The 22,882-nt window shown below is 55.5% G+C and carries 15 protein-coding genes; 1 reads left to right on the top strand and 14 read right to left on the bottom strand.

Annotated features, from left to right (window positions below; all coding sequences use genetic code 11):
* On the bottom strand, positions 1 to 10,810 hold a 10,810-nt coding region (locus tag FDX24_RS14880; protein ID WP_137364533.1), incomplete at its 3' end, for a hemagglutinin repeat-containing protein.
* A gap of 12 nt (positions 10,811 to 10,822) precedes the next feature.
* Positions 10,823 to 12,460, bottom strand: a complete 1,638-nt coding sequence (locus tag FDX24_RS14875) for a ShlB/FhaC/HecB family hemolysin secretion/activation protein (protein ID WP_101741549.1) — start codon at positions 12,458 to 12,460, stop codon at positions 10,823 to 10,825.
* 593 nt (positions 12,461 to 13,053) lie between these two features.
* On the opposite strand from FDX24_RS14875, the gene narP reads away from it, so the two are divergent.
* Entirely contained in the window at positions 13,054 to 13,701 is a 648-nt protein-coding gene (gene narP / locus FDX24_RS14870) for a nitrate/nitrite response regulator protein NarP (RefSeq protein ID WP_061068186.1), read from the top strand.
* A 101-nt stretch (positions 13,702 to 13,802) separates the two neighbouring features.
* Here narP and FDX24_RS14865 read toward each other — a convergent pair whose 3' ends face one another.
* The 12 genes from FDX24_RS14865 to napG form a co-directional block, all read right to left on the bottom strand.
* Positions 13,803 to 14,852: a cytochrome c-type biogenesis protein CcmH gene (locus FDX24_RS14865; protein WP_061068187.1), complete on the bottom strand. Its 1,050-nt coding sequence runs from the start codon at positions 14,850 to 14,852 to the stop codon at positions 13,803 to 13,805.
* Entirely contained in the window at positions 14,849 to 15,406 is a 558-nt protein-coding gene (gene dsbE, locus FDX24_RS14860) for a thiol:disulfide interchange protein DsbE (protein WP_121584831.1), read from the bottom strand. Before dsbE ends, FDX24_RS14865 begins: the two co-directional genes overlap by 4 nt.
* A complete protein-coding gene (locus FDX24_RS14855) occupies positions 15,403 to 17,358 on the bottom strand; it encodes a heme lyase CcmF/NrfE family subunit (protein ID WP_121584832.1) in 1,956 nt (651 codons plus the stop codon). The genes dsbE and FDX24_RS14855 overlap by 4 nt, the downstream gene beginning before the upstream one ends.
* Entirely contained in the window at positions 17,355 to 17,834 is a 480-nt protein-coding gene (gene ccmE, locus FDX24_RS14850; protein WP_137364532.1) for a cytochrome c maturation protein CcmE, read from the bottom strand. Before ccmE ends, FDX24_RS14855 begins: the two co-directional genes overlap by 4 nt.
* Positions 17,831 to 18,043 (bottom strand): heme exporter protein CcmD, encoded by a 213-nt coding sequence (ccmD, locus tag FDX24_RS14845; RefSeq protein ID WP_005129320.1) that lies wholly within the window; start codon positions 18,041 to 18,043, stop codon positions 17,831 to 17,833. The genes ccmE and ccmD overlap by 4 nt, the downstream gene beginning before the upstream one ends.
* Complete coding sequence (locus FDX24_RS14840) at positions 18,040 to 18,777, bottom strand: heme ABC transporter permease (protein WP_061068190.1); 738 nt, start codon at positions 18,775 to 18,777, stop codon at positions 18,040 to 18,042. The genes ccmD and FDX24_RS14840 overlap by 4 nt, the downstream gene beginning before the upstream one ends.
* 86 nt (positions 18,778 to 18,863) lie before the next feature.
* Positions 18,864 to 19,523 carry a heme exporter protein CcmB gene (gene ccmB / locus FDX24_RS14835; protein ID WP_005129323.1) on the bottom strand — a complete coding sequence of 220 codons (660 nt, stop codon included), beginning with the start codon at positions 19,521 to 19,523 and terminating at the stop codon, positions 18,864 to 18,866.
* Entirely contained in the window at positions 19,520 to 20,137 is a 618-nt protein-coding gene (gene ccmA, locus FDX24_RS14830; RefSeq protein ID WP_213083786.1) for a cytochrome c biogenesis heme-transporting ATPase CcmA, read from the bottom strand. Before ccmA ends, ccmB begins: the two co-directional genes overlap by 4 nt.
* A gap of 13 nt (positions 20,138 to 20,150) precedes the next feature.
* A complete protein-coding gene (gene napC / locus FDX24_RS14825; RefSeq protein ID WP_005129332.1) occupies positions 20,151 to 20,753 on the bottom strand; it encodes a cytochrome c-type protein NapC in 603 nt (200 codons plus the stop codon).
* 9 nt (positions 20,754 to 20,762) lie between these two features.
* Complete coding sequence (napB, locus tag FDX24_RS14820; protein ID WP_048212558.1) at positions 20,763 to 21,212, bottom strand: nitrate reductase cytochrome c-type subunit; 450 nt, start codon at positions 21,210 to 21,212, stop codon at positions 20,763 to 20,765.
* Positions 21,213 to 21,344: 132 nt separating this feature from the next.
* The gene (napH, locus tag FDX24_RS14815; protein WP_048211126.1) at positions 21,345 to 22,196 is read right to left on the bottom strand and encodes a quinol dehydrogenase ferredoxin subunit NapH; all 852 of its coding nucleotides are present in this window, start codon (positions 22,194 to 22,196) and stop codon (positions 21,345 to 21,347) included.
* Positions 22,183 to 22,878 (bottom strand): ferredoxin-type protein NapG, encoded by a 696-nt coding sequence (napG, locus tag FDX24_RS14810; RefSeq protein WP_048211125.1) that lies wholly within the window; start codon positions 22,876 to 22,878, stop codon positions 22,183 to 22,185. Before napG ends, napH begins: the two co-directional genes overlap by 14 nt.
* Positions 22,879 to 22,882: the final 4 nt, after the last annotated feature.

Raw genomic sequence — 22,882 nt, 5'->3', positions numbered from 1 at the left:
CCGCCACTGCGCCGCCCAATATCGCGTGGGCAATGACATTTACCGCAGTATTGCCCTCTGTCGATTTAAGCAGATGCGCCAGCTCCGGTGCCGACGCCCCCGCCAGCGCGGCCCCCATATCACCGCCAGCCAGCCCCTGAAGCGCCGCCGTTGCCGCCTGAATCCCCCGCTGAATATCGCTGCCCGTGCCATACTTCGCCAGTTCTTCCTTATACTTCGGCGTATCTTTCAGCTTATCCGCAGGCAGATTCGGATTGTCCCTGCGCGCCTCTTTCAGCGCATTTATCTCTCCCTGTGTTCTGGCAATATCCGCTGCCTGACCGCCAATATCACCGATGAGACTTACCGTCTGCAGCCGCTTCTGCTCTTTCTCTTTGTCAAAAATCGGGCTGATGCTGTCGTTCGCATGTTCCGTATCACGGCTCAGACCGGATACATCCTGCTGCTGGTTCGCTGTATCACGAACCGTAATTGTTCCTTCCGCTACCGCCGCCTGCGTAGTTCCTTCCGCATGCCCGCTGTTGCCACCCGCTGAAATCATTCCACCCGGCATATTGCCTTTGAACGCGTCGCCGCCAAAAGAACCGCCGCCGCTCAGGCTGACGCCTGAATGACTGACCTTAAAATCCGCTTCGTTATGAATGTCCCTGAACCCCAGCGTTCCGGTATCCAGGCTGTTTTTGTCCCCCGTTGCCGTCGAAGCGATTACCGCGCCATCCAGTTGCGTGTGACGTCCCACCGTCACATCAAATCCGCCATCGCCGGCAAAAAGCCCTGTCTGCTCCTGAACCGAGTCATAAGTGCTTTTCATCTTGTCCTGGCTGGCGCTGATATAGCCCGAACCGGTCATGCTACCGAAGGTAAAACTGCCGCCTGCCGCTACGCTGTTCTGCTTCGATTTGTAGTCGTTGCTGTCCTGCTGGCTGCTCATCCACAGGTCGCGACCAATATCCGCGACCACTTTATCGCCGCTGACCTGCGCGCCATTCAGAAGGGCATCGCGACCACTGGTCATCGATACAATGCCACCGCTGTCCAGCGTGGTCTCCGTCCACGCCGTGCCGTTACCCTTCTCATGTCCTTTTGCCGCATTCACGTTGGCGAAGACGCTGATACCATAGCCATTGGTTCCTCCGCCAATGCTGACCCCTACACCGCCGCCGCTGCTGCTATTTTTCCCGGTTGTCTGTTGAGTGTTTGCCGCACCGCTCAGTACGATATCATTCGCTGCTGCAAGCGTGGTGTCCCCACCCGCCTTTATCTGGCTGCCGCCGATCAGAATATCGCCGCTGTTCCCGCTCTGACCTTTACCCGTCGCCGTAATAGCCAGATTGTTGCCTGCATTCAGGGTGCTGCCTGCCACAGTATCACTCCGGGCATGCTGCTCAGACTTTGATTTCTGGGAAGTCAGAGAAATGCTGACGCCTATACCGTTATTCGGATCGCCGCCAGCCTGAGCAACTGCAACCCCCTGCGCAGCCTGCACGCCGGAAAGCGCCGCTTTCGTTGCCTTCAGAGCCGCAAGACGATCGTCACTCTCATCTTTCGCATCCTGCGCTGCTGAAACCGCGCTGTTCACCGCACTGCCCACAGCCCCTGACAACGCCACCGTCAGTCCGCTGGTTTTCTGCTCAAACTTCTCATCACGGGTGCGTTTGTCGTGTCCCGGTTCAATAAGTACACTATCGCCGCCAACAGCAATATCTTTCTGGGCGATGATATCCGCGCCGCCGATATGTGCCTGCTGGCCTGCGGTGATACTGACGTTGCCCCCCGTAGAACCGACCGTACTGAAGCTCTCGCTTTGGGTGGTGCCTTTTTCGCGCAGATCGTGCGTCGTTTTACTGCTACCGATGGTGAAGCCGATCCCGCCCGACCCCATCAGCCCGCTCTTTTTCGTCTCTTTAAAGCGCCATGAGGTATCCGTATTGGTGGCAGCAACGATATCCACATTGTTGCCAGCCCCCAGCGCCACATTGCCGTCACCGGCAACGGCTGAGCCCTGTACCAGAATGTTATTCCCGGCGGCGACAGTCACATTGTCCCCGCTCAGCAACGCGCCTTTTTCCCGCGTAGCACTGTCTTCTTCAATCGTATGGGTAGTCTTTTTACTGAGGAATCCTTTTTGGGTTTTCGTGGTTTCCTGGTAGTGATAATCGCTCTCTGTGGCGGTCGTGAGATTCACATCCCGGCCTGCCGTGACGCCGATATCGCCCTGCGCCGTAACATCCGCTGCCTGCGCACTCACATCGCGCCCGGCGATAATGACCGTGTCGCCACCGCTGGCAATTTCCGTCCCCTGCTGGCGTACGGCGTCATTGACCACGGTTTTCTTCTTCGCACGATAGCTGTTGCCGTCGGTTGTTGCTTCAGCCAGCAGGTTAACATCACGCCCGGCCAGCAGACCCACATCATTTTCCGCTGCCAGCCCGGCCGCGTGAGAATTAATATCCTGACCCGCTTTCAACACCAGATTGTCACCCGCTGAGACGGTGGTACGGGAAAGCCCGGTGCTGTGCGATTCACTGCCGCCGTTACGGCTATTCTGCTGAGTGGTGGCCGCATTCAGATTGAGATCGTTACCCGCTGTAAGCTGAGCATTCCCCCACGCGTTAACATTGCTGGCGGTGACGTTGAGGTTATTCCCGGCATTGATACCGAGGTTACCGCCCGCGCTGATGGTGCTCCCCTGCCAGTCCACGGACGAACGACCGGTCTCTGTGACCCTGCGTCCGGAATGGCTCCGGGCATCGTTAATCTGGTTGGCATTTACCGCAATATCTCCCCACGCAGCCATCAGCAATGAGCCACCCGCAGAGAGATTCGCGCCAGTAACGGTGATATCCTTGCCTGCCGAGAGCGACAATCCGTCCTGCGCGGTAATGGACGCCACAGAACCTAGCAACGTATCTTTAAAGCTCACATTGCGGTATTTGTCCCTGGCACTTACATCAATCTGCTCCGCCAGCGTCAGGTTATTGATGTTGCCGCCCAGGCTTTCCAGCGTCACCGTTTTTCCGCTAATGGCGGAGCTGACGTTGTTGATATCGCCAATCGCACTCAGCTCAAGGTTGCCCCCGGCCTGCATCAGACTATTGTTAAGGTTGCTGATGCTGTTCTGACTGTCGAGAGTGAGATCGTTTCTCGCCAGCAGCGTACTGCCAGCGTTGGTGATATTCCCGCTGGTAAGCTGAACATTATTCCCGGCAATGACGCTACCGTTGCTCACCGTGATATCTTTCGGCGAGAGATACAGCTTCGGTATCATTACCGTCTCACCGTTGACGGTCGCGGCTTCCCACCACAGCATGCTGTGCTCAAGGGACGCTATCTGATCGGCCGTCAGGGCCACCCCAAATTTCAGCCCCAGCGACTGCTGGGTACTGGCAGCGCTGTCCATCAGGTAACGCATCTGCTCCAGGTCAGAACCTATACCGTTGATGTAACGACTTCCCGTCTTATTCAGCATGGCGTTACTGACATAGCGGGTATCGAACGCCGCATCACCGAGGAAACGGTAGTCATATTCCGGGTTCAGTTTGAGACGATCGAGCATATAGGCCGATCCCAGAAACTGGTTTTGATCGGTATACGCAACGTTAGTTTCACGCGGCGCTTTGCCCGGTTTGATACCCAGCATGGCATTCAAATCACCAAACAGGCTGGGATCGAGTTGACCAAGGCCATTCAGTTTCGGGTTGACGTTGATCAGGTACGGGCTTTTCGGATCGTCGGAGACGACGAAATAACCGTTCTTTCCGGAAGGCAACGGATACGCGCTGGTATCCACCGTTTTGCCCTGATTTTGCCCGGCGGTATTCACGCCCTTCTCGCCTGGGTTAATCAGGCCATTGAGTTGACCGAGGCTGGCATCACCTTTCTGCGTGGTAGAAACAGAACTGAGCGTGGCGTCTGATACGCCACCGCTTTCCAGCGCGCCGCCGCCGGTAATCTGCTGTAATGCATCCTGCAGTTGGTCGTTCCACTGTGGGGAACTGACGCTCACCGTGTCATTGTCTGCCAGTGCCTGTTTTTGCACCCCATTACTGAGGGTTTGGTTGCTGAGAGTGTTGAGGGTTGGCACAGAAATAGTGGTACCAACTCCACTGTTCGCTGTTGTATTGGTATTACTGATGTTATGAGTGAATGTCGCGCTGATATTGCCAGCGGCGCTTATCACTGCACGATAAGCATCACCATCAGCGACAAACTCAGTTTTTCTTTCACCCAGGATATAAGAGACCGATGTCCTGCCACGTTCTTTGTCCCGCCACCAGTACCATTTATCCCCCTCACCAGAAAGTGGGCGCCAATCCTCACTGCCGCACTCATTGCTGAACCATTCACAACGGTACTCTGCCTGAATATAAGTTACTCGCCGCCCGCTCTCAGCGGAGAGATTATTCAGTGTTTCTCCGGTAAGCCCTGCATTGCGTCCAGCCAGTATCTGGCTGGCGCGATTATCCAGGTTACCGGCATCAACAATAATATCACGGGCGGCCACAATACGGGCTGCCCCCCCCGTTACAGAGACCGTGACAACCGACTCACTCTGTACAAACTGACGGATATCATTACCTGTAAGAAGGTAAGAAACACCTGTCCGGCAGTTGTCATTCTTACCACCGGTACACTGCTCCCACTCCTTCCAGACGACATTATCACCCCGGTCAATCCACTCGTTCAGACTGACAGCAAAATCCGCATATTGACCCAGAGAGCTGGAGTAAGCAGGATACTTATCCCGAGCAGGAACAGCATCCGGATAGTTTTTATCGGACTGGTTAATCGTCAACCCATCCCGCTGGTTCAGCAGATGCCCGGTTTTGATGGTGATATCACCATTCTGGGTTTCGATATTGCCGGAGGTGTTGACCACTTCGCTGTTGGCATTTCCCGCCGCATCTCGCTGCATCCACAGATTGTTGCCTGCGAGGATATCGCCGCGCTGATTGGTAATGGTGTTGGCATAAAGCGCCAGATTATTTGCCGCGTACAACAGCGCCGTATTAACGATAGCGCCAGGCGCATTGAGCGTCAGAGAACCACGCGTGCCGGTGAAACCATCGACTGAAATATTACCGCGACTGGTCAGCGTAATATCGCCACCGCCCTGTAACGTTCCGGCGGCATTGAGCGCCACGTTGCTGCCGCTGAGGTGGCTCGCACCGTTGCCCGTTGTGATTTGCCCGTTATTGCTGAGCTGCCCGCCCGCCGTCAGGTTGAGCGACTGCCCCTGAAGCACGCTACGGTTGTCGATAGCACCCTCGCTGGTCATGGTCAGCGTTTTACCCGCAGCAAACGCGCTTTGCGCAGTAAAGCCATTCACCAGTTTCAGCGTCAGATTACCCAGCGCAACCACCTGCCCCAACGCATCAAGCCCGTGGCTTTCAACGGACAGATCACCACCGCTGAACAGTTTACCTGCTGCATTCTGATTAACCTGGCTGGCATTAACACTCAGTTGCGAGTTGCCCAACAGCGTACCGTTATTCGTCACCTGCGTGTATTTCACCGCCAGTTGACCGGCCTGCGTAGTTCCCTGGTTGGTAAAATTGTTACCTGTAAGCGTGGCGCTGTCGGCCAGCCAGCTCCCGCCATTGGTTGCCGTTGTCGCATTCAGAATGAGGTTTGTCGCCTGTAACCAGCCTGCGCCGGAATACAGCGGCGTGGTCAGCGTCATTCCCGCGCCGGAAAGCAGTTTGCCGTCATTGAGCGCGCGAGTTGTGGCGTTAAGATGGGTCTCTCCACCGCTCTGCATTAAACCGTAGTTGGACAGCACTGGCGTAGAAAGCGTCAGCCCCTGGCGGCTGACAATCTCCCCGGAAGCCTGGTTTATCAAATCACCACTCAGCGACAGCGTTGCGCCATTATCCCCTTGTAGGCGTCCGCTGTTGGTCAATGCGCCGGACGTCATACCCAGCGTCGCCCCCTGAATTTTGCCCTCGTTGGTGACTGACGCCGCAGTCAGATCCAACGCGCCGCCGCTCAGCATACTGCCCGCTTTCTGCTGCCTGACCGCGCCGTTCATGGCAAGCGTGAGCGCATTTACGCCGCTAATTGCCGCACTGTTATCGAGGGTTGTCCCCTTCAGCGTAAGATTTTTCGCCGTCCATTGCCCGGCGTTAGTCAGAGAAAGCGCCTGTAGCGTCGCGTTACCCAGCGCGGTTATTTTGCTGCCCGCCGTGGAAGTCAGGTTATTCGCGAGCGTAAGCTGCAGGGCGTCGGCGCTGTGTATTGCCCCATTGTTTGTCAGCGCTTGCGCATTGAGCAGAATCGACTGCCCCTGCCATGTGCCATTATTCGTCACATCGCCAGAAGTGAGTTTCAGCGTACCCTGCGTCAGTAGTGAACCACCTGCTGCGTTAATCAATTCCTGTTGCGGTGAAGCCATCGCCATGCGCGCCATCAGACGCTGACGTACTTCCAGCGTCAGGCTTTGCAGACCGGTCAGCGTGCCCTGATTGTGGATCCGGTTTTGCTGCAGGGTCAGGGTCTTTCCCTGTACCGTGCCGCGGTTATCAAGCTGTGCGCCGTCGAGCGTTACGTCGCTTTCGCTGAGCAGCTTTCCGCTGTTATCAAGCTGCTGCGCGGTCAGTGACATTCCGCCATGACTCATCATGTCGCCTGACGTGGTAAGGCCGTTGTTTACCGTCGCCGTCAGATTACCCAGGCTTATCAGCGAGCCTTTGTGCAGCCAGTCATCAGCGGTCAGCGTAAGTTGCTGCCCCTGCAGCGTTCCCTGCGTCGTAATATTGCCGACATCGAAGGTCAACGCGCCACCGCTCAGCGTACGGGACGTTATACCCGTCGTGAGCACATCGCCAGACAGCGCAAGCCCGTTCGTCCCCTGCCACAGGCCAGTATTGTTTAGCGTCGAGGCTGCAAGCGTCAGCCTGTCACCGGCAATACGCCCGGCGCTGTTGATATCATCAGCCGCCAGCGTCAGTGCGCCGCCACTTTGAATGTATCCGGGGTTGATAAGTCGCCCGGATAGCTTGCCTTCCAGGCCATGTAAACCGTTAAGCACGCCGCTGTTATTCAGCGAGTCGGCAGTGAATGTCAGGACATCGCCCTGCAGTACACCGGCGTTTTCCATCGCACTGGTATGCACCAACAGCGCATTACCGGCCAGCCATTTACCTGTGGCATCCGTGGTGAAGGTATTCGCAGAAACCGAGGTACTGTCATTACCCTGAACCAGACCGCTGTTACGGATGGATTTTCCATCCAGAGTGACACTTTTCGCCGCCAGCGTACCGCGGTTATCCAGAGAGGCGGTATTTATCGACGCCCCCTGTTTCGCCACCAGGTTACCCTGGTTTTCAACTGAGTTTGCCAGCGTCAGATCCAGGGAATCGGCCTGAATATCACCGGCGTTAATTAATGTGCTGCCGCGCAGCGTGAAGTCGGTATTCGTCAACAGCAGACCGTGGTTTTCCAGCGTGTCGAGGCCTAAATCCAGCCCCGCGCCGCTAACCAGTTGTCCCTGCTGACCATTAAACAGATTGCGGGTGGTGAGCTGTAGCACCGAATTACCCTGCACAGTGCCGTTATTCATAAGCTCCGGCGCGGAAATGCTAAGGGATTTTGCTGCAATCGTTTTGTCGTTAAACAACTGCGCTGCAGCCAGTTCGAACAGATTCAGACTGCGCAGCGCTCCCTGATTGTCCAGTCGCTCGCTGGCAGTGATCTTCAGGCTATTCTGAGCCTGAATGCTGCCGCCGTTCCGCAGGATGTCCAGCGTAATCGCCGCCGTACGGGCCTCCAGTTGGCCATCGTTGTCGATACGCTTTCCGCTAAGATGCAACTCTTCGCCGCCGGTTACCTGCCCGCCAGCAAGGTTAGTGAAGCGATTGCCATCCCAGCCGAGCATCTGATTCCCCTGCAGGATCCCGCTGTTACTGAGATCGCCGTGTAATGCCAGCACCTTCGCCGCCAGCAGTCCGCCGTTATTCACGCTGGCGGCATGCACGGTCATACCCTGTTGGCTGAGTACGTTGCCCTGGTTAGTGAACACGTCGTGTACCGTTGCCGTTACCCCTGTTTCACCCAACGCATTACCGCTGTTTTGCCACGTATTTGCTTCCAGATTCAGCGTGCTGCCCTGCAGCAAGCCGGCGTTGTGGAGGGTCTGATTCTTCAGGATTAATTCCCCCACCGACAGCACATTGCCGTCGTTATTCACGTCCCGACTGTTCAGCACAAGCGTATCGGCGGCCATGAGTCCGAGGTTATCTGTCTTCTGTCCGTTAACAGATAATGACGTGTCCGCCAGCAGGCGCCCCGCGGTTTCGTTTTTTACCGTCGCATATTCACTTTGCAGATCAACGCCGTTAATTTCTCCGCCATTAACCAACTGGCGACCGTTGAGGTGCAATGAACCGTCGGTAGTAATCAGCCCATGGTTGGTCAGATACGGTATATCCAGCGCCAGAGAACGCCGGGCATAGAGCGAGCCGCCGCTAAGGTTATCTAACGTATCAATCTGCAGGTCCATTGCCGCGTTGCCCTGCATCAGACCGCTATTCACAACATGCTGACTGTGAAGAGCTAGCGTTTCGGCTACCAGAGAGCCGCTGCTGGTGAAAAGTTCAGGGGCAATAATCGAGATGCGTTCAGCGCTGGCGCTACCGCTATGAGTCAGCGTCGCCGCGCTGAGCATCAGGGTATCGGCCAGCAGTTCACCCTGGTTATCAACTGACTGCTGCGCGCTGAAACCAACGCGTGTCCCGGTGGATTTTCCGCCATGACTGAGCCTGTCCGCCGTTACGTCCAGCAAACCTTTTGCCGCCTGTACACCGTCCAGCGTGACGCTGTTGCCGGTAATCGCAAGGTCCAGACCACTCTGCAGATGGCCGTCCTTGCCAGTAGTCAGCTGCTTTGCGCCCACGTTAAGCGCACCAGCGGCATTAACCTGACCGTTCAGGTTCAGGTTTTGCGCAGCGTTTAACTGTATGCCCTGTTGCCCGGCGATCAGCGAATCTTTCGCGGCGGTGAGGTTTACAGCATTGACTGTCACCCCCCGGCTGCCAGAGAGGACGCCATATTGTTCAACTGTCGCGGCCTGCACCGTTAATGAGCCATCAGAGAGCAACGTTCCACCGTTTAGCAGCGTGGCATCTGCCCGGATATCCGCATCGTTTTTCGCGCTGAGGGTGCCCTGTTGGTTCAGCGTTGTTGTCTGTACTGAAAGCAGGCCACCGCTCGCCAGCGTGCCCCTATTATCCAGCGACCCGCTATGGACCGATACGCTGTTACCCTGCATCAGCCTCCCATTTTCGAGGCGGGTTACCGACGCATCAAGATGGCCGTTCGCAGCCAGTTGACCACCATTCACGAGGTGGTCACCGGAAAGAGACAACGCGCCTCCCGCATTGACCTGTCCCTGGTTGTTCATTTCGCTACCGGCCAGGCTTAATGCTCCTTTCGCATCGGCCCGACTGGCGTTATCCAGTGCTATGCGCTGTGCCTTCAGCGTGAGTCCGTTACCTGCAGAGAGCAATCCCCCTTTAGCCGACAGATTGCCGTGACTGTTAAGGCTAACATCAGCATCACTCCCCAGCGTGGAACGGGTCAGCGTCATCCCATTAGTGCCCGCGACATCCAGTTTTTCTTTACTGGTCAGGCTGCCGTCGGTGATTGTCAGCGAACCGTTACTACGCAGTGAGGTGTTTTTCTGGCTAACCAGAGTGGTTGCGGCAATGGCTACATCCTGTTTAGCCGTAATCTGCAACTCTCCAGCTGCGGCAACCCCGCCACCATCGATCGTCATCTTGCCATCGCTACCCAGCAGCACGCCTGCACCACTGGAGAGATTTGCACCTTGTAGCGCTAACGCCCCGGTGCTGTTGATGGCCATCCCGCTTGCGGTCTTATGACTACCGGTCAACGTGACACCTTCTCCCCTGGCAGAAAGACCACCGTTTGCCAGACTGTTGCCGATCGTTAATTTCCCGTTAGCATTGAGGGTGATATCACCCTGGCGGGCATTCAGATCCCCGAGGTTGACCCCCAGCCCTTTCTCGCTGGAGACCAGATGAATACGGTTAGCGTACATCCCACCTAATGCGCCAGTGTCTACCGCGATTTTCGGTGCTTCTCCTTCGCCATTCAGCGGGCTCGTCTGGCCATTCGCCGCGATGCGATTCGCGCCGACGATAACATTCAGATCTTTGGCGTGTAGCGCTGCGTTAATTTCCGTGGCGCGGGCAATAATTGACACCGCATCGCTCTGGCTTCCATCCAGCCCTTTGCCTTCAATGGTAATGCTGCCTTTGCTCACATCCAGCGACTGCAGGTTACCGTTAGCATCCAGCACCGGTTTACCGGTAGTCAGTGTGGCGTTAGGCGTGTTGATAAACCCGCACCCGTTACAGGTAATGCCGTAGGGGTTGGCGACCATGACGTTGGCGGCTTTCCCCGCGACTTCGGTATAGCCCTGTAGCTGCGAACGGTTAGCGCCGGTAACTTCGTTGATGATCCCTGATGCTTCCTTTCCGGGACGCAGGTTCGGGTTATTCTGGACGATGCCGCCGAGCTGGGTTTGGGTAAATTGCCCGGTCGCGTTGTTGAGGATCAGTCCCTCTTTTCCCACGTTGTAGTCGTTATATTTGTTGTGTGAAATCCCGGACTGGTTCGGCGTGGCAATATTCACCACCGGAACACCATTGGCGGCTTTATCCATCTGCGTATTGCCTTCAGGCGTGATGGCGGCAGCCATCGCCGGGAGCAGTGGTTGGGTAGCCAGCAGGAAACTCAACATGCCACTTAGCAAACGCTGGGAGAAACGAACCTGATCCTTTTTCATCATCCTTGTTCCTTAAAAAGCCACCGCAACGCGGTAATACACATTGAGATGATCCGGTGCCAGCCAGTCCGGATAATTCACCGGTGTTCCTACGGTAAACTGACTGGAGAACCAGCGCCCTGAGCTGGTTAATCCCAGCGCGGCCCCCCACAACGTGCCAGAGGCATACCTGTCAACGCTATCTTGTTTCAGCCAGCCGCCGTCGAATGCCGCTATCGCGCCAATCTGTCCCAACACCGGCAGCGTAAAAAGCGAGTAATTCACTTCGTTGCGCCAGTAGCCGCCGTTATCTCCTGAAATGTATTGTTCTTTATAGCCGCGTACCGATGTTTCACCGCCCAGCGTCAGGCGTTCGCTGCCGTAAAGGCGGTCCGGTGACCATTGAAAATAGAGGCTGCTCAGCCACCACAGTTTTTCTGTCAGCGGGCGCTGAAAACTGCCGCTGACGCTCCATTTGCGAAATTCTGCCTTTGGCACATCACCCTGTTTATCATTATCATCCTCTGCGCCAAACCACGGCACGCCCTGGGTGAATGTGGGGTTAAACGTCGCAACGCCGGACGCAATTTTTTGCGTATGGTTGATACCCAGCGAAACGCTGGAAAGCTTGCGGCTACTGGTTTCCAGCAGCACATCGTTCAATCTGTTACGGTTGATTCGATGCGTGAGACCCAGCGATGCTGCGGTTTTGATATCACCGTTGCGAAACAAAACCCAGGAGCCGGTCAGACGATGGGTTTCACTGTCACCAGTGGAGCGCCAGGCATAGCCATTGTTATTAATGGTGCTGAGATAGTTACTCCAGCTGTAGCTGTAATCCAGCAATCCGTAGCCGTAAGGAACACTCACACCAGCAGCAACGTTCTGCGCATCTTTACTGCTCGAAAAATCGCTGCTACGCCCGCCGCTGATAAACCATTTATCCGCCAGCCCAAGCATATTATTGAAAAATAATGCCCCGCTTAGTTGTCCGGTTCCGGTACTCTTTTGTCCGCTGTTATCAAAACTGACGGAGCCGTTAACGGGGAATTCAGGCGTGGCGCTCAGATTAACTATTGATAACCCCTGCTGGCTGCCCGGCAAAATTTCAATTTCCACCGGCGTCTGGCGAACCCGGTTCAACTGCTCCATACCCTGTTCAATGTCACGCAGATTGAGAATCTTTCCTTCCAGCCCAGGAAAGATCATTTTCAGCGTGCGCGATGGGACACCTTCCAGACGTATTTGCTGCAATTTTCCCTCAAGCACCGCAATGTGCAGCACCCCAGAGGAGAGATCCTGTTCGGTTAAAAAGGCACGACTGGTGATGTAACCTCGGCTGATATACCAGTCGGAAATTGCATTTGTCAGTTCCGTCAGGCGAGGAATATCCAGGCATTGATTCACCCACGGAGCGGTAAGCTTTGCCGAGGCAGCGACGGACAACTTCGTTGCGCCGTCAATATCAATGCGCGAAATCATAAAACATGGTCCTTCAGTCCGGGCTGGCGTTTCCGGCGTGACGGCTTCGGGCAGCGTAACGCTACGCTCCAGCTCTTCACGCTGGCGCTGGTTTTCATTAAGTAGCTGCTGTTGTTGCTGCTGAATGGTATTACGATCCGCAGGAGAGAGTAGTGCGGCAGAAACCGTTGTGAACGGCAAAACTAACATCCCAATCAGTAATGCCAACTTTCTTTCATCCCTGAACTTCACCCTACCCCCCAAAAAGTACGAAACCGAACCTGGCTGTACGACCCTTGCCAAAAAAGCACAAAATGCAAACAAAAGTAAAGGCAATAAATGCGCTTTCACTTTATTCCTATTGCATTTCAGGATTTTTTATATTCTTAAGTTAAATTACTCTATTGGCCCAATCCCATAGCTAGTCGCCTATTTGCAGGAAGATCGCGGGGATGAGTATGTCGCGCACGTCGTGCCGCATGGGTGACGTCTGCGAAGTTTTCTTCCAACTGCCCGCACCCTTAATATCAACATTGCTTATTATTGCCACTTATTAATGTTGATATTTAATTAATGTTGTCAAACAGCAAATCGAGAATACTTTCGTCTCGCAAACCGCCAGCACCTTGATTCAAATCATAAAGAGTATTCTTTGTAAAAATTCCAATGAGAGCTTTTTGAGTCAGGATATACTATTTGCACCTGTAAAAAGTAAGGTCACGTTGCCTTATCATCTACGTGATAAATCAGGATTATCCCATGCCCCGGAATATAAAGAAATTAAGAGTGCTCAGGAGAAGAAGATGCCTGAATTAACACCTTTTAAGGTGATGATTGTTGACGACCACCCACTCATGCGGCGAGGAATCAGTCAATTACTGCAGCTGGATAGCGCATTTGACGTAGTTGCCGAAGCCGGCGATGGCGCAAGCGCTATCGATCTGGCAAACCGTCTGGATCTTGATGTGATCCTGCTGGATCTCAATATGAAAGGCATGAGCGGACTGGACACCCTGAATGCGCTGCGCCGGGATGGCGTCACAGCGCAAATTATTATTCTTACCGTTTCGGATGCCGCCAGCGATGTGTATGCCTTAATTGATGCCGGCGCGGATGGCTATTTACTTAAAGACAGCGATCCTGAAGTCCTGCTGGAAGCCATTCGCGCTGGCGCAAAAGGAGGTAAAGCCTTTAGCCAACGCGTCAGCGATTATCTGCGGGAACGGGAACTGTTTGGCGCCGAGGAAGATCCGTTCAGCGTACTCACCGAACGCGAGCTGGATGTGTTACATGAACTGGCTCAGGGATTATCGAATAAACAGATTGCATCCGTACTGAATATTTCCGAGCAAACGGTGAAAGTGCATATCCGCAACCTGCTGCGAAAACTTAACGTCCGCTCTCGCGTTGCCGCCACCATCCTGTTCTTACAAACACGCGGCATGCAGTAATCAGATATTGCCCGATGGCGCTACGCTTATCGGGCCTACAAGTCACGTGCATCAGTAGGCCGGATAAGACGCTTTGCGTCGCCATCCGGCATCTTCCACTCTTACTTCTCCTGCGGCGTTAGCTGCTCCATCGCCTGTTTGATGCTGCGCTCAATTACCGCCCGACGGGTATCATTGGCGGGCAATAATTTCAGCATCATCTCCCACGCCGCAACTGCCTCGCCGAAGCGCTGCTGTTCAAAAGCGTTAAACGCGTACATGCTGAGAACCCGCACGTTGGCATGTTCGCCGCGCACCAACTGGCGTAGCAGCTCCCCTCCCCGACGGTTATCGTCTGGATCGGAAGAACGGGTCAACGCTTCCGCATAGCCCAGCGCAGCATCGCTATTTTTAGGATCCAGTCGGTACGCATTGGCATACGCTTCAGTCGCCGTACTGGCATTACCGAGAACCATGCCTATGCGACCAAGCATAATCCAGCCTTCAACGTTTCCGGCATCGGTTTGCAGCCGGGTGCGTAATCCCAGCGCCAGGCGCGCCATATCCTCTTCATTGAGCGGTTCAGCCTTTGGATCTAACGCCCGCTCCAGCAGCGCCGGGGCCTGTGCAGTCGCCTGCTGCCAGACCTGAACCTGCTTATAGTTGCCGGTTTCATAATAGCTCACTGCGCCAACCCCCAGCGCCACCACGATGCCGGGCACAAACAACCCGAACCCACCGCGCTTGCCATCCGGGATAACGTCGTCAGGAAACGCTTCCTGTTTCACCCGGACACGTCGGCGAGTACGGGCGAAAATAATCCAGCCACCCAGACCAATCGCGACCACCGGCATCACCCACAGCAGCACGGTCAGCGGCGTCAACGGCGGATCGTAAGTCACGAAGTTGCCGTAGCGCGCCACCATGTAATCGACAATTTCTTTCTGGCTTTTTCCTTCCTGCATCAGTTCGTACACTTTCTGGCGCAGGTCGGTGGCAATCATCGAGTTAGAATCAGCAATGCTGTTGTTCTGACATTTAGGACAGCGCAGTTGTTCGGTAAGCTGGCGGAACTGCTGTTCCTGCGCCTCATCTTTGAACTGCATCACGTCAATAGTGGCCAGCGCCGATCCCGAGATAACCAGCATCAGCAGGCCCAGAAAGAACCTCATTGCGTAGCCTCCTTACTGTATTTATCCCACAATGGTTTGATCTCGCTCTCCCACACCCTGGCGTTTAAGTCGCCGGCATGGCGATAGCGAATAATGCCTTTACCGTCGATCAGGAATGTTTCCGGCGCGCCGTACACGCCAAGATCCAGACCAAGCATCCCGTCGCCGTCAAACAGGCTCAGCGCATATGGATTGCCCAGCTCTTTCAGCCAGACAATGGCTTTCTGACGATCGTCTTTATAGTTCAATCCAACGACCCTCACGCCTTGTGCCGACAGCTGATTCAGATACTGGTGCTCAGCGCGACAGGTCGGACACCAGGTCGCCCAGACGTTCAGCAGCACCGGTTTCCCCTGCGTCAACACATCAGCCTGGTAATGCTGGCCCGGATTTTCCAGTGACTCCAGACGGAACGTCGGCACCGGCTTACCGATTAACGCCGATTCCAGATTCGTCGGGTCGTCTCCCTGTGCGTTACGTGCCAGTTGCCACAGCAGCGCCGCCGCAATGATGAGAAAAATAATAAACGGAATTAACAGTGCGTTGCGCTTCATACAGCCTCCTGCGCGTTTTTTTGCGCAGCAGCACGAGGACGCGTGCGCTGGCGATAGCGTGGATCAAACAGGCAGAACAACCCGCCCAGCGCCATCAGCAACCCTCCGGCCCAAATCCAGCGAATAAACGGTTTATAGTACAGACGTACAGCCCATGCGCCGTTATCCAGCTCTTCGCCCAGCGCAGCGTACAGGTCACGCGTGAATCCGCCGTCAATTGCCGCTTCAGTCATCATTGAACTGGTGCTGTTGTAAAAGCGTTTTTCCGCATGCAGCGTCGCTTCCGGCTTGCCGTCACGGGTAACACCAATCACGGCCACGCCCCCCCGGTAGTTAGGTCCGGTAATATCTTTTACTTCGCGGAAAGTGAACTGATAATCATGGATACTGACGCTATCGCCCGCCTTCATGCGCACATCACGTTCAACGCTGTAGTTCTGGCTAAAGGCAATACCGACGATGGTAACAGCCAGTCCTATGTGACCTGAAACCATGCCCCAGTAGCTCGGCGTCAGCTTCGTGCCGCGCGAAATACGCAGGAACGCCTCGGACATCGCCAGCACGAATATCCAGCATGCCATTGCCATACCCACGACCGTCATGGCAGCGATGCGGTCTTCAAACAGCCACGGCAGCAGCAGCGACAGTACCAGCGTGGTGACAAACGCGACAATCAGTAGCGTTTTCAGCTTGCGCGGTCGGTCACGGCCCCAACGCACTAATGGCCCTATTCCCAGCAACAGCGCGAACGGCGCCATCAGCCAGGTAAACATGGTGTTGAAGAACGGCTCGCCAATCGAAATGCTACCCAGCCCCAGCTGTTTGTGCACCAGCGGCAGCAGCGTACCCAATAGCACCACCAGCATGGCGGCAATCAGCAGAACGTTGTTGCCCAACAGCAGAGATTCACGCGACCACAGCGCGTTATTAACCCGCGAGCGGACCTTGTGACCGCGTACAGCAAACAGCAGCAGGGAACCGCCGATAACCAGCACCATGAAGGCCAGAATAAACATCCCGCGTGACGGATCGGAGGCGAAGGCATGCACCGACACCAGCACGCCAGAGCGCACCAGGAACGTCCCTAACAGGCAAAGCGAGAAGGCGCAGATTGACAGCAGCAACGTCCAGGCTTTAAAGCTGGCGCGCTGTTCGGTCACTGACAGCGAGTGCATCAGCGCAGTCCCCACCAGCCACGGCATAAACGACGCGTTCTCTACCGGGTCCCAGAACCACCAACCGCCCCAGCCCAGTTCGTAATAGGCCCACGCAGACCCGAGCACAATACCCAGCGTCAGAAACACCCATGCAGCCAGCGTCCACGGACGCGAAAAACGGGCGAATGTGCTGTCCAGACGCCCGCTCATCAGTGCGGCAATGGCAAAGGCAAACGCCACGGAGAAACCGACATAACCCATATACAGCAATGGCGGATGGAAAATAAGCCCAGGATCCTGCAACAGCGGATTCAGGTCGCGGCCTTCAATAGGAAAATCTGGCAACGTGCGGGCAAACGGATTGGAAGTAAACAGGATAAACAGCAGGAAGCCAACGCTGACCATGCCCATCACCGCCAGTACGCGGGCGACGATATCCAGCGGCATCCGCTGGCTGAACAGCGCCACAGCGAACGTCCAGCCGCTCATCAGCAACACCCATAGCAACAATGAGCCTTCATGCGCGCCCCATGTCGCGGCGACGCGATACCAGACCGGAAGTTGCGTATTGGAGTTGCTGGCGACATAGGTCACGGTAAAGTCATTAACCACGAAGGCGTTTACCAGCACCAGAAACGCCCCCATCACACAGATAAACAACACCCAGGCAAAGGGTCGCGCAGAGGCCATCATCCGGACATCGCCACGCGCAACCCCCCACAGCGGATAAACCGACAGCAACAGTGCAACGCCAAGCGCAAGGCACAACAGCGCGTTGCCAATTTCAGGCATCATGACGTTTTATCCTTATAAACACTTTCCGGACGACGATGGTTTTCCTGCATCGCTTTTTCGACTTCCGGCGGGGTGTAATTTTCATCATGCTTGGCAAGGACCTCTTTGGCCTGCACATGATTTTCCTGATCCAGTTCTCCCTGAACAACGACGCCCTGCCCTTCACGGAACAGATCCGGCAGGATACCTTCATAGGTCACATCCACCACGCCTTCGGCGTCATAGATGCTGAAGTTGACTTTCAGCGACTGCGGGTCGCGCTTCACACTGCCCGGCATAACCATACCGCCAACGCGCAGGCGTTGACCGACTTCCGGCATCTGCTGAGTTTCGCGCTTGCCGTAGAGTATTTCTCCCGGCGTATAGAACAGATCGATATTGGAACGCAGCGCATAGAGCACCAGCGTGATGGTCAAAGCCAGGCCCGCCAGCACCGCACAGGCTATCCATAGCCGATTTTTACGTCGAATATTCACGCCGCCTCCCGTTGCACTTGCGCTGCACGCATACGCGCTTCTCTCGCCCGCTGCTGCGCCACACCGCGTAAGATTGCGCGATGCTGTAGTGCAGAATGCAGCACCAGCACCAGCAACGGAATTACACTCATGGCCACGGCCAGCCAGACATATAAGGCGTAACCGCCCATCGCGAAAAAATCACTCCATGATGCAAATGCAGGGGTCATTGGCGGCCTCTTTTTAAGATCAGTTCACTCACCCACGGGCGGCGTTTTTCCATCAATAAAATCAGATTACGCATGCGCATCAGCGCCAGCGTGACAAACAGGAGCAGATAGCCGACGATCGCCAGGCGCAGTGGCGTACGCATCGCCGGATCAATACTTTGCTGCATGCGGGTCGACCCCTGATGCAGCGTGTTCCACCACTCAACCGAGTAGTGAATAATCGGTAAGTTCACGACACCAATCAGCACCAGAATACCGGCAGCGCGCCCCGCCAGGCGGCGGTCATCAAAGGCATGCCACAGCGCAATGGCGCCAACATAGAGAAACAACAGCACCAGCTCAGAAGTGAGTCGGGCATCCCAGACCCACCAGGTTCCCCACATCGGTTTGCCCCATGCGGAACCTGTCACCAGTGCAATAAAGGTAAACACTGCGCCAACTGGCGCCATCGCCGCCAGCGCCAGATTAGCCATTTTCATCTGCCAGACCAGGCCGATAAATGCGGCAACCGCCATTGATGCGTAAATGCCCATCGACCAGATTGCCGCCGGGACGTGCAGATAGATAATGCGATAGCTCTGCCCCTGCTGATAATCCGCTGGCGCGAAGCCAAATCCCCAAACCCATCCTGTTACCAGTACCACTGCGCTGGCAATCGCCAGCCATGGAATAAACCAGCCACAGACCTGATAGAGACGTGGGGGCATCGCCAGTTGATGAAGTGTTTTCCACATAGTTCAGTCACCAGACTCAATAAATTAGTAAATTTCCGTTTTACCGGAGGGCGGCTTCGCCTTGTCCGGCACAAGTCATATCTGCGCTATTGCACGCTGATACGTAACGCCGCCGCCGTCGCAAAGGGACTTAACGTGGCGCTTCCTACCAGCAACGCGCCAAGAATCGCCATGTACCCTTCAACGGGTAAGTGCATCGAGGCGGCGTCCATCGCAGCGGTCGCAAAAATCAACAATGGAATGGTTAGCGGGAGTACCAGCACGCTCAACAGCACGCCACCGCGTTTTAACCCCACCGTCAATCCCACGCCCGGCGCGCCGAGAAAACCCAGCGTCGGCGTTCCAAGCAGCAACGTCAGCGCCATAATTTGCCAACCGTACATATCCATTCCCAGCAGCAATGCCACCAGCGGCGAGAGGATCAGCAGCGGCAAACCGGTTACAACCCAGTGCGCCATCACCTTCGCCAGCACCACGGCTGGTAGCGGCAATGGCAGCAGCATCAATTGTTCGAGGCTGCCATCCTGTAAGTCATCCCGGAATAAACGTTCCAGCGCCAGTAATGAGGCCAGCAATGCGGCAACCCAGATAATGCCCGGTGCGATGCGCGCCAGCAGCTGTGGCTCCGGCCCAATGCTCAGAGGGAACAACGTGATAACGATCAGGAAAAACCATAACGGATTGGCGATCTCTGCGCTATGACGGAACGCAACCCGCAGTTCTAAACGGAAGATTTGCCACATCATTGCGCGGCCCTCTCGCTGGTCAGCGCAATACGTCGAACTTTACCGGTCTCAACACCCAGAGGCTGGTGCGTTGTAAGGATCACAATACCACCCTGCTCTGTATGCTGTGCCATGCGCTGAGTCAGTCGCTCAACGCCGTGCACATCAATTGCCGTAAAGGGTTCATCGAGGATCCACAGTCGCGCGCGGGTCAGCCAGAGGCGAGCCAGTGCCACGCGCCGCTGTTGTCCGGCGGAGAGTTGATTAACAGGAATATCTTCATATCCGGCAAGCCCTGCCTGCGCCAGTGCCGCCAGACAGTCGCCATCGTGATGGAAAAATCGCAGATTCTCCAACGCCGAAAGCCGGGTTTTTATCCCCGGCTGATGTCCGATCCACAGTAGTTCCTGATGGTAGCTGTCCCGCACCTGGTGCAGCGATTTCCCTTGCCAGCAAACCTCTCCGGCGTCAGGACGAGCCAGCCCGGTAAGCAACCGCAGCAGGGTGGTTTTCCCTGCGCCATTGCTCCCGGTAATTTGTACCCATTCCCCTGCATTGACGCGAAATGACAGATCGCTAAACAGTATTCTGTCATCTCGCTCGCAGAGCAGTTCTCTGGCCTCAAGCATCCTGATTATTTACATCCTGTTAAAAGCCCGGTTTGACTTCGCGCATATCAGGCAGTTTGTGCGCTATCCCTTTATGGCAGTCAATACAGGTTTGCCCTTCTTTCACGGCCTGATCATGCATTTTAGCCGCTACGCCTTTCTGGGCGGTTAAATCCATAAACTCGAAGTTGTGACAGTTCCGACACTCTTGCGAATTATTGTCTTTCATACGCCGCCATTCATTTTGCGCCATCGATAAACGGTGGTCTTCAAATTTTTGCGGTGTATCTATTAACCCCAGTGCTTTCGCGTACAGCTCCTTGCTGGCCTTGATTTTGCGGATCATTTTCGGCCCCCACTCATGAGGGACGTGGCAATCAGGGCAAGTCGCGCGCACACCGCTGCGGTTGTTGTAGTGTACGGTTTCCATGTATTCCTGGTATACCGTGTTGCGCATTTCGTGACAGCTAATGCAGAACTCTTCAGTATTGGCCTTTTCCATACCGGTATTAAAGCCGCCCCAGAAAATAATGCCGCCCACAAAGCCGATTAACAACAGCGTGCCGAGCGCCAGACGGCTGGGGCGACGCCACCATTGCCAGACGCGCTTAATCCAGCCTGGTTTACGGTTAGAATTTTCCATAATGACCTCTTATTTCCCGTAACCTTTCGAGGGGGTGAAGGTATTTTCAACAATCGGCGCGGCGTCAGCCTGCGGGACATGACACTGCAGACAGAAGTAACGACGCGGGGCGACTTCAGCCAGTACCTTGCCGTTGCTGTCCATAAAGTGCGTCGGGCTGATGCGCGGTGCACCGGTGGTGCGGTAGCTTTCAACACCGTGACACTGCAGGCAACGGTTGGTATTGGTCGTCACCTGGTAACCGTCAACACTGTGCGGAACCATCGGTGGCTGATTCACATAATTCAGCGGCATACGCTCCTGCTCTTTCGGCATGCGAATCGCCCCTTCCTGTGTCCCTGAGACCTCCGGTGACTGGCTCAGATCCACTCCGTTTGCAGCCCAAACGGCCCCACTGACTACCAGGGCCAGCGCGGCTGTCCATTGACTCAGCGCTTTAATCAGGTCATGGCTTTTCATTGTTTCGCTCCCGAACTCCATCGCATTTACACTTCATCCTTTAAGCTGCCTCTTTGTTGGCTGCGCTCCGAAACCCCAGTCACATAGTTACTATGCTCCTGGGGAATTTCTCGCTTGCCGCCGCGATGCATCTCAAATGATTTTGTGTATCGTTATTGTAAAAACATCCTCAGAACAGACATCCACACAGCGACCGCAGGCCATGCAATCGCGACTGGTCACCTGCACCGGGCTTTGCTCATCCAGCACCGGCGCACGTAGCACATGCGGTTCCGGGCAAACATGAAAACAATCCATACAGCGGTTACATCTCTTACGTTCTTTTGCTGATACGGTTATTGCACCTTTACTGCCCAATGCGCCATACAGCGCACCCAGGGGGCAGAGATGTCCGCACCAGCCATGCTCAACGACCAGTAAATCAAATAAAAACAGCGCGAGAATAAGCAGCGCACCGCTGCCAAAGCCCATGACCAGGCTACGTCCCAGCAAAGAAACCGGGTTTATCCACTCCCACAGCAGCGTTCCTGTCAGGGCAGAACCGACCAGGATAACCACCAGCAGGACGTACCGTATATGGCGCGGCAGGGTCGCAGACTGATTCAGGTCAAACCTTCTGCGCAGCCAGCTCGCCAAATCAGTCACCGGATTCATCGGGCAGACCCAACTGCAAAACAGTCGCTTACCTGCAAGGGCATACAGAACCGTAATAATGGCGGCCCCTGTTAACGCGACTGTTGCTGGCAGGTGCCCGCTGGCCAGGCTTTGCAGGGTAATGAGTGGGTCGGTTAACGGAATGGTATCCAGCAACAGGCTGCTACTGTAATTACCATGCAGGATCCACACGCCAAGCCACGGACCGCTGAGGAACATCGCCAGAACCAGGAACTGGCTCAGGCGACGCAACACCAGCCAGCGATGGCTCTTCCACCACCCTTTTTTCGCTTGTGCTTCACGCCCCGCATCACGTTTACGATTTGCCATTGTTCCCCTCCAGCCAACCGAAGCGGTAATGGTGTCCTAACTCCCCTTTCGCCAGCGACAGCGGCAGCACTTTTATTGCCGGCTGCTCCAGTACGCAGACTTTTTCGCATTTCCCACAGCCAGTACAGGCATCGCTGTGCACGGTCGGAATAAACCGCGCATGCTTACCAGTACGCATGTTGCGGTCCAGCTCCAGGGTGATAGCCTCATCGATTTTCGGGCACTCGCGATAGCAAACGTCGCAGCGTAGTCCCTGATAGTTGAGGCAGTTTTCGTGATCCAGCAGAACCGCCAGTCCCATACGCGAATCGTCAATGGATGCAATTTCCCTGTCCAACGCGCCGCTGGGGCAGACTTTGGCGCACGGGATGTCCTCACACATTTCGCAGGGGATGTCGCGAGCGACAAAATAGGGTGTTCCGGCCGCCAGCCCGGAGGCCAGCGTTGCCAGTTTCAGCGTGTCATACGGGCAGGCCTGGACGCACTGGCCACAGCGCACACAGGCGCTGGCAAATGCGTCTTCACTCAGAGCCCCAGGCGGGCGCAGCCGCACGCCGGTTGCGCGTGCGGTTTGCTGTTGCAACCCCAGCGCCACGCCAACGACAGCCAGCCCGCCTGCTGCGCGAACCATATCGCGCAGGAAGCGGCGGCGGCCATTTTGGGGTTTTGCTGACCGGGACATAACG

The organism is Citrobacter sp. wls716 (assembly GCF_005280975.1).
GTDB lineage: Bacteria > Pseudomonadota > Gammaproteobacteria > Enterobacterales > Enterobacteriaceae > Citrobacter > Citrobacter youngae.
The sequence above is the reverse complement of the archived record's forward strand: the minus strand, read 5'-3'. Positions and strand labels throughout refer to the sequence as shown.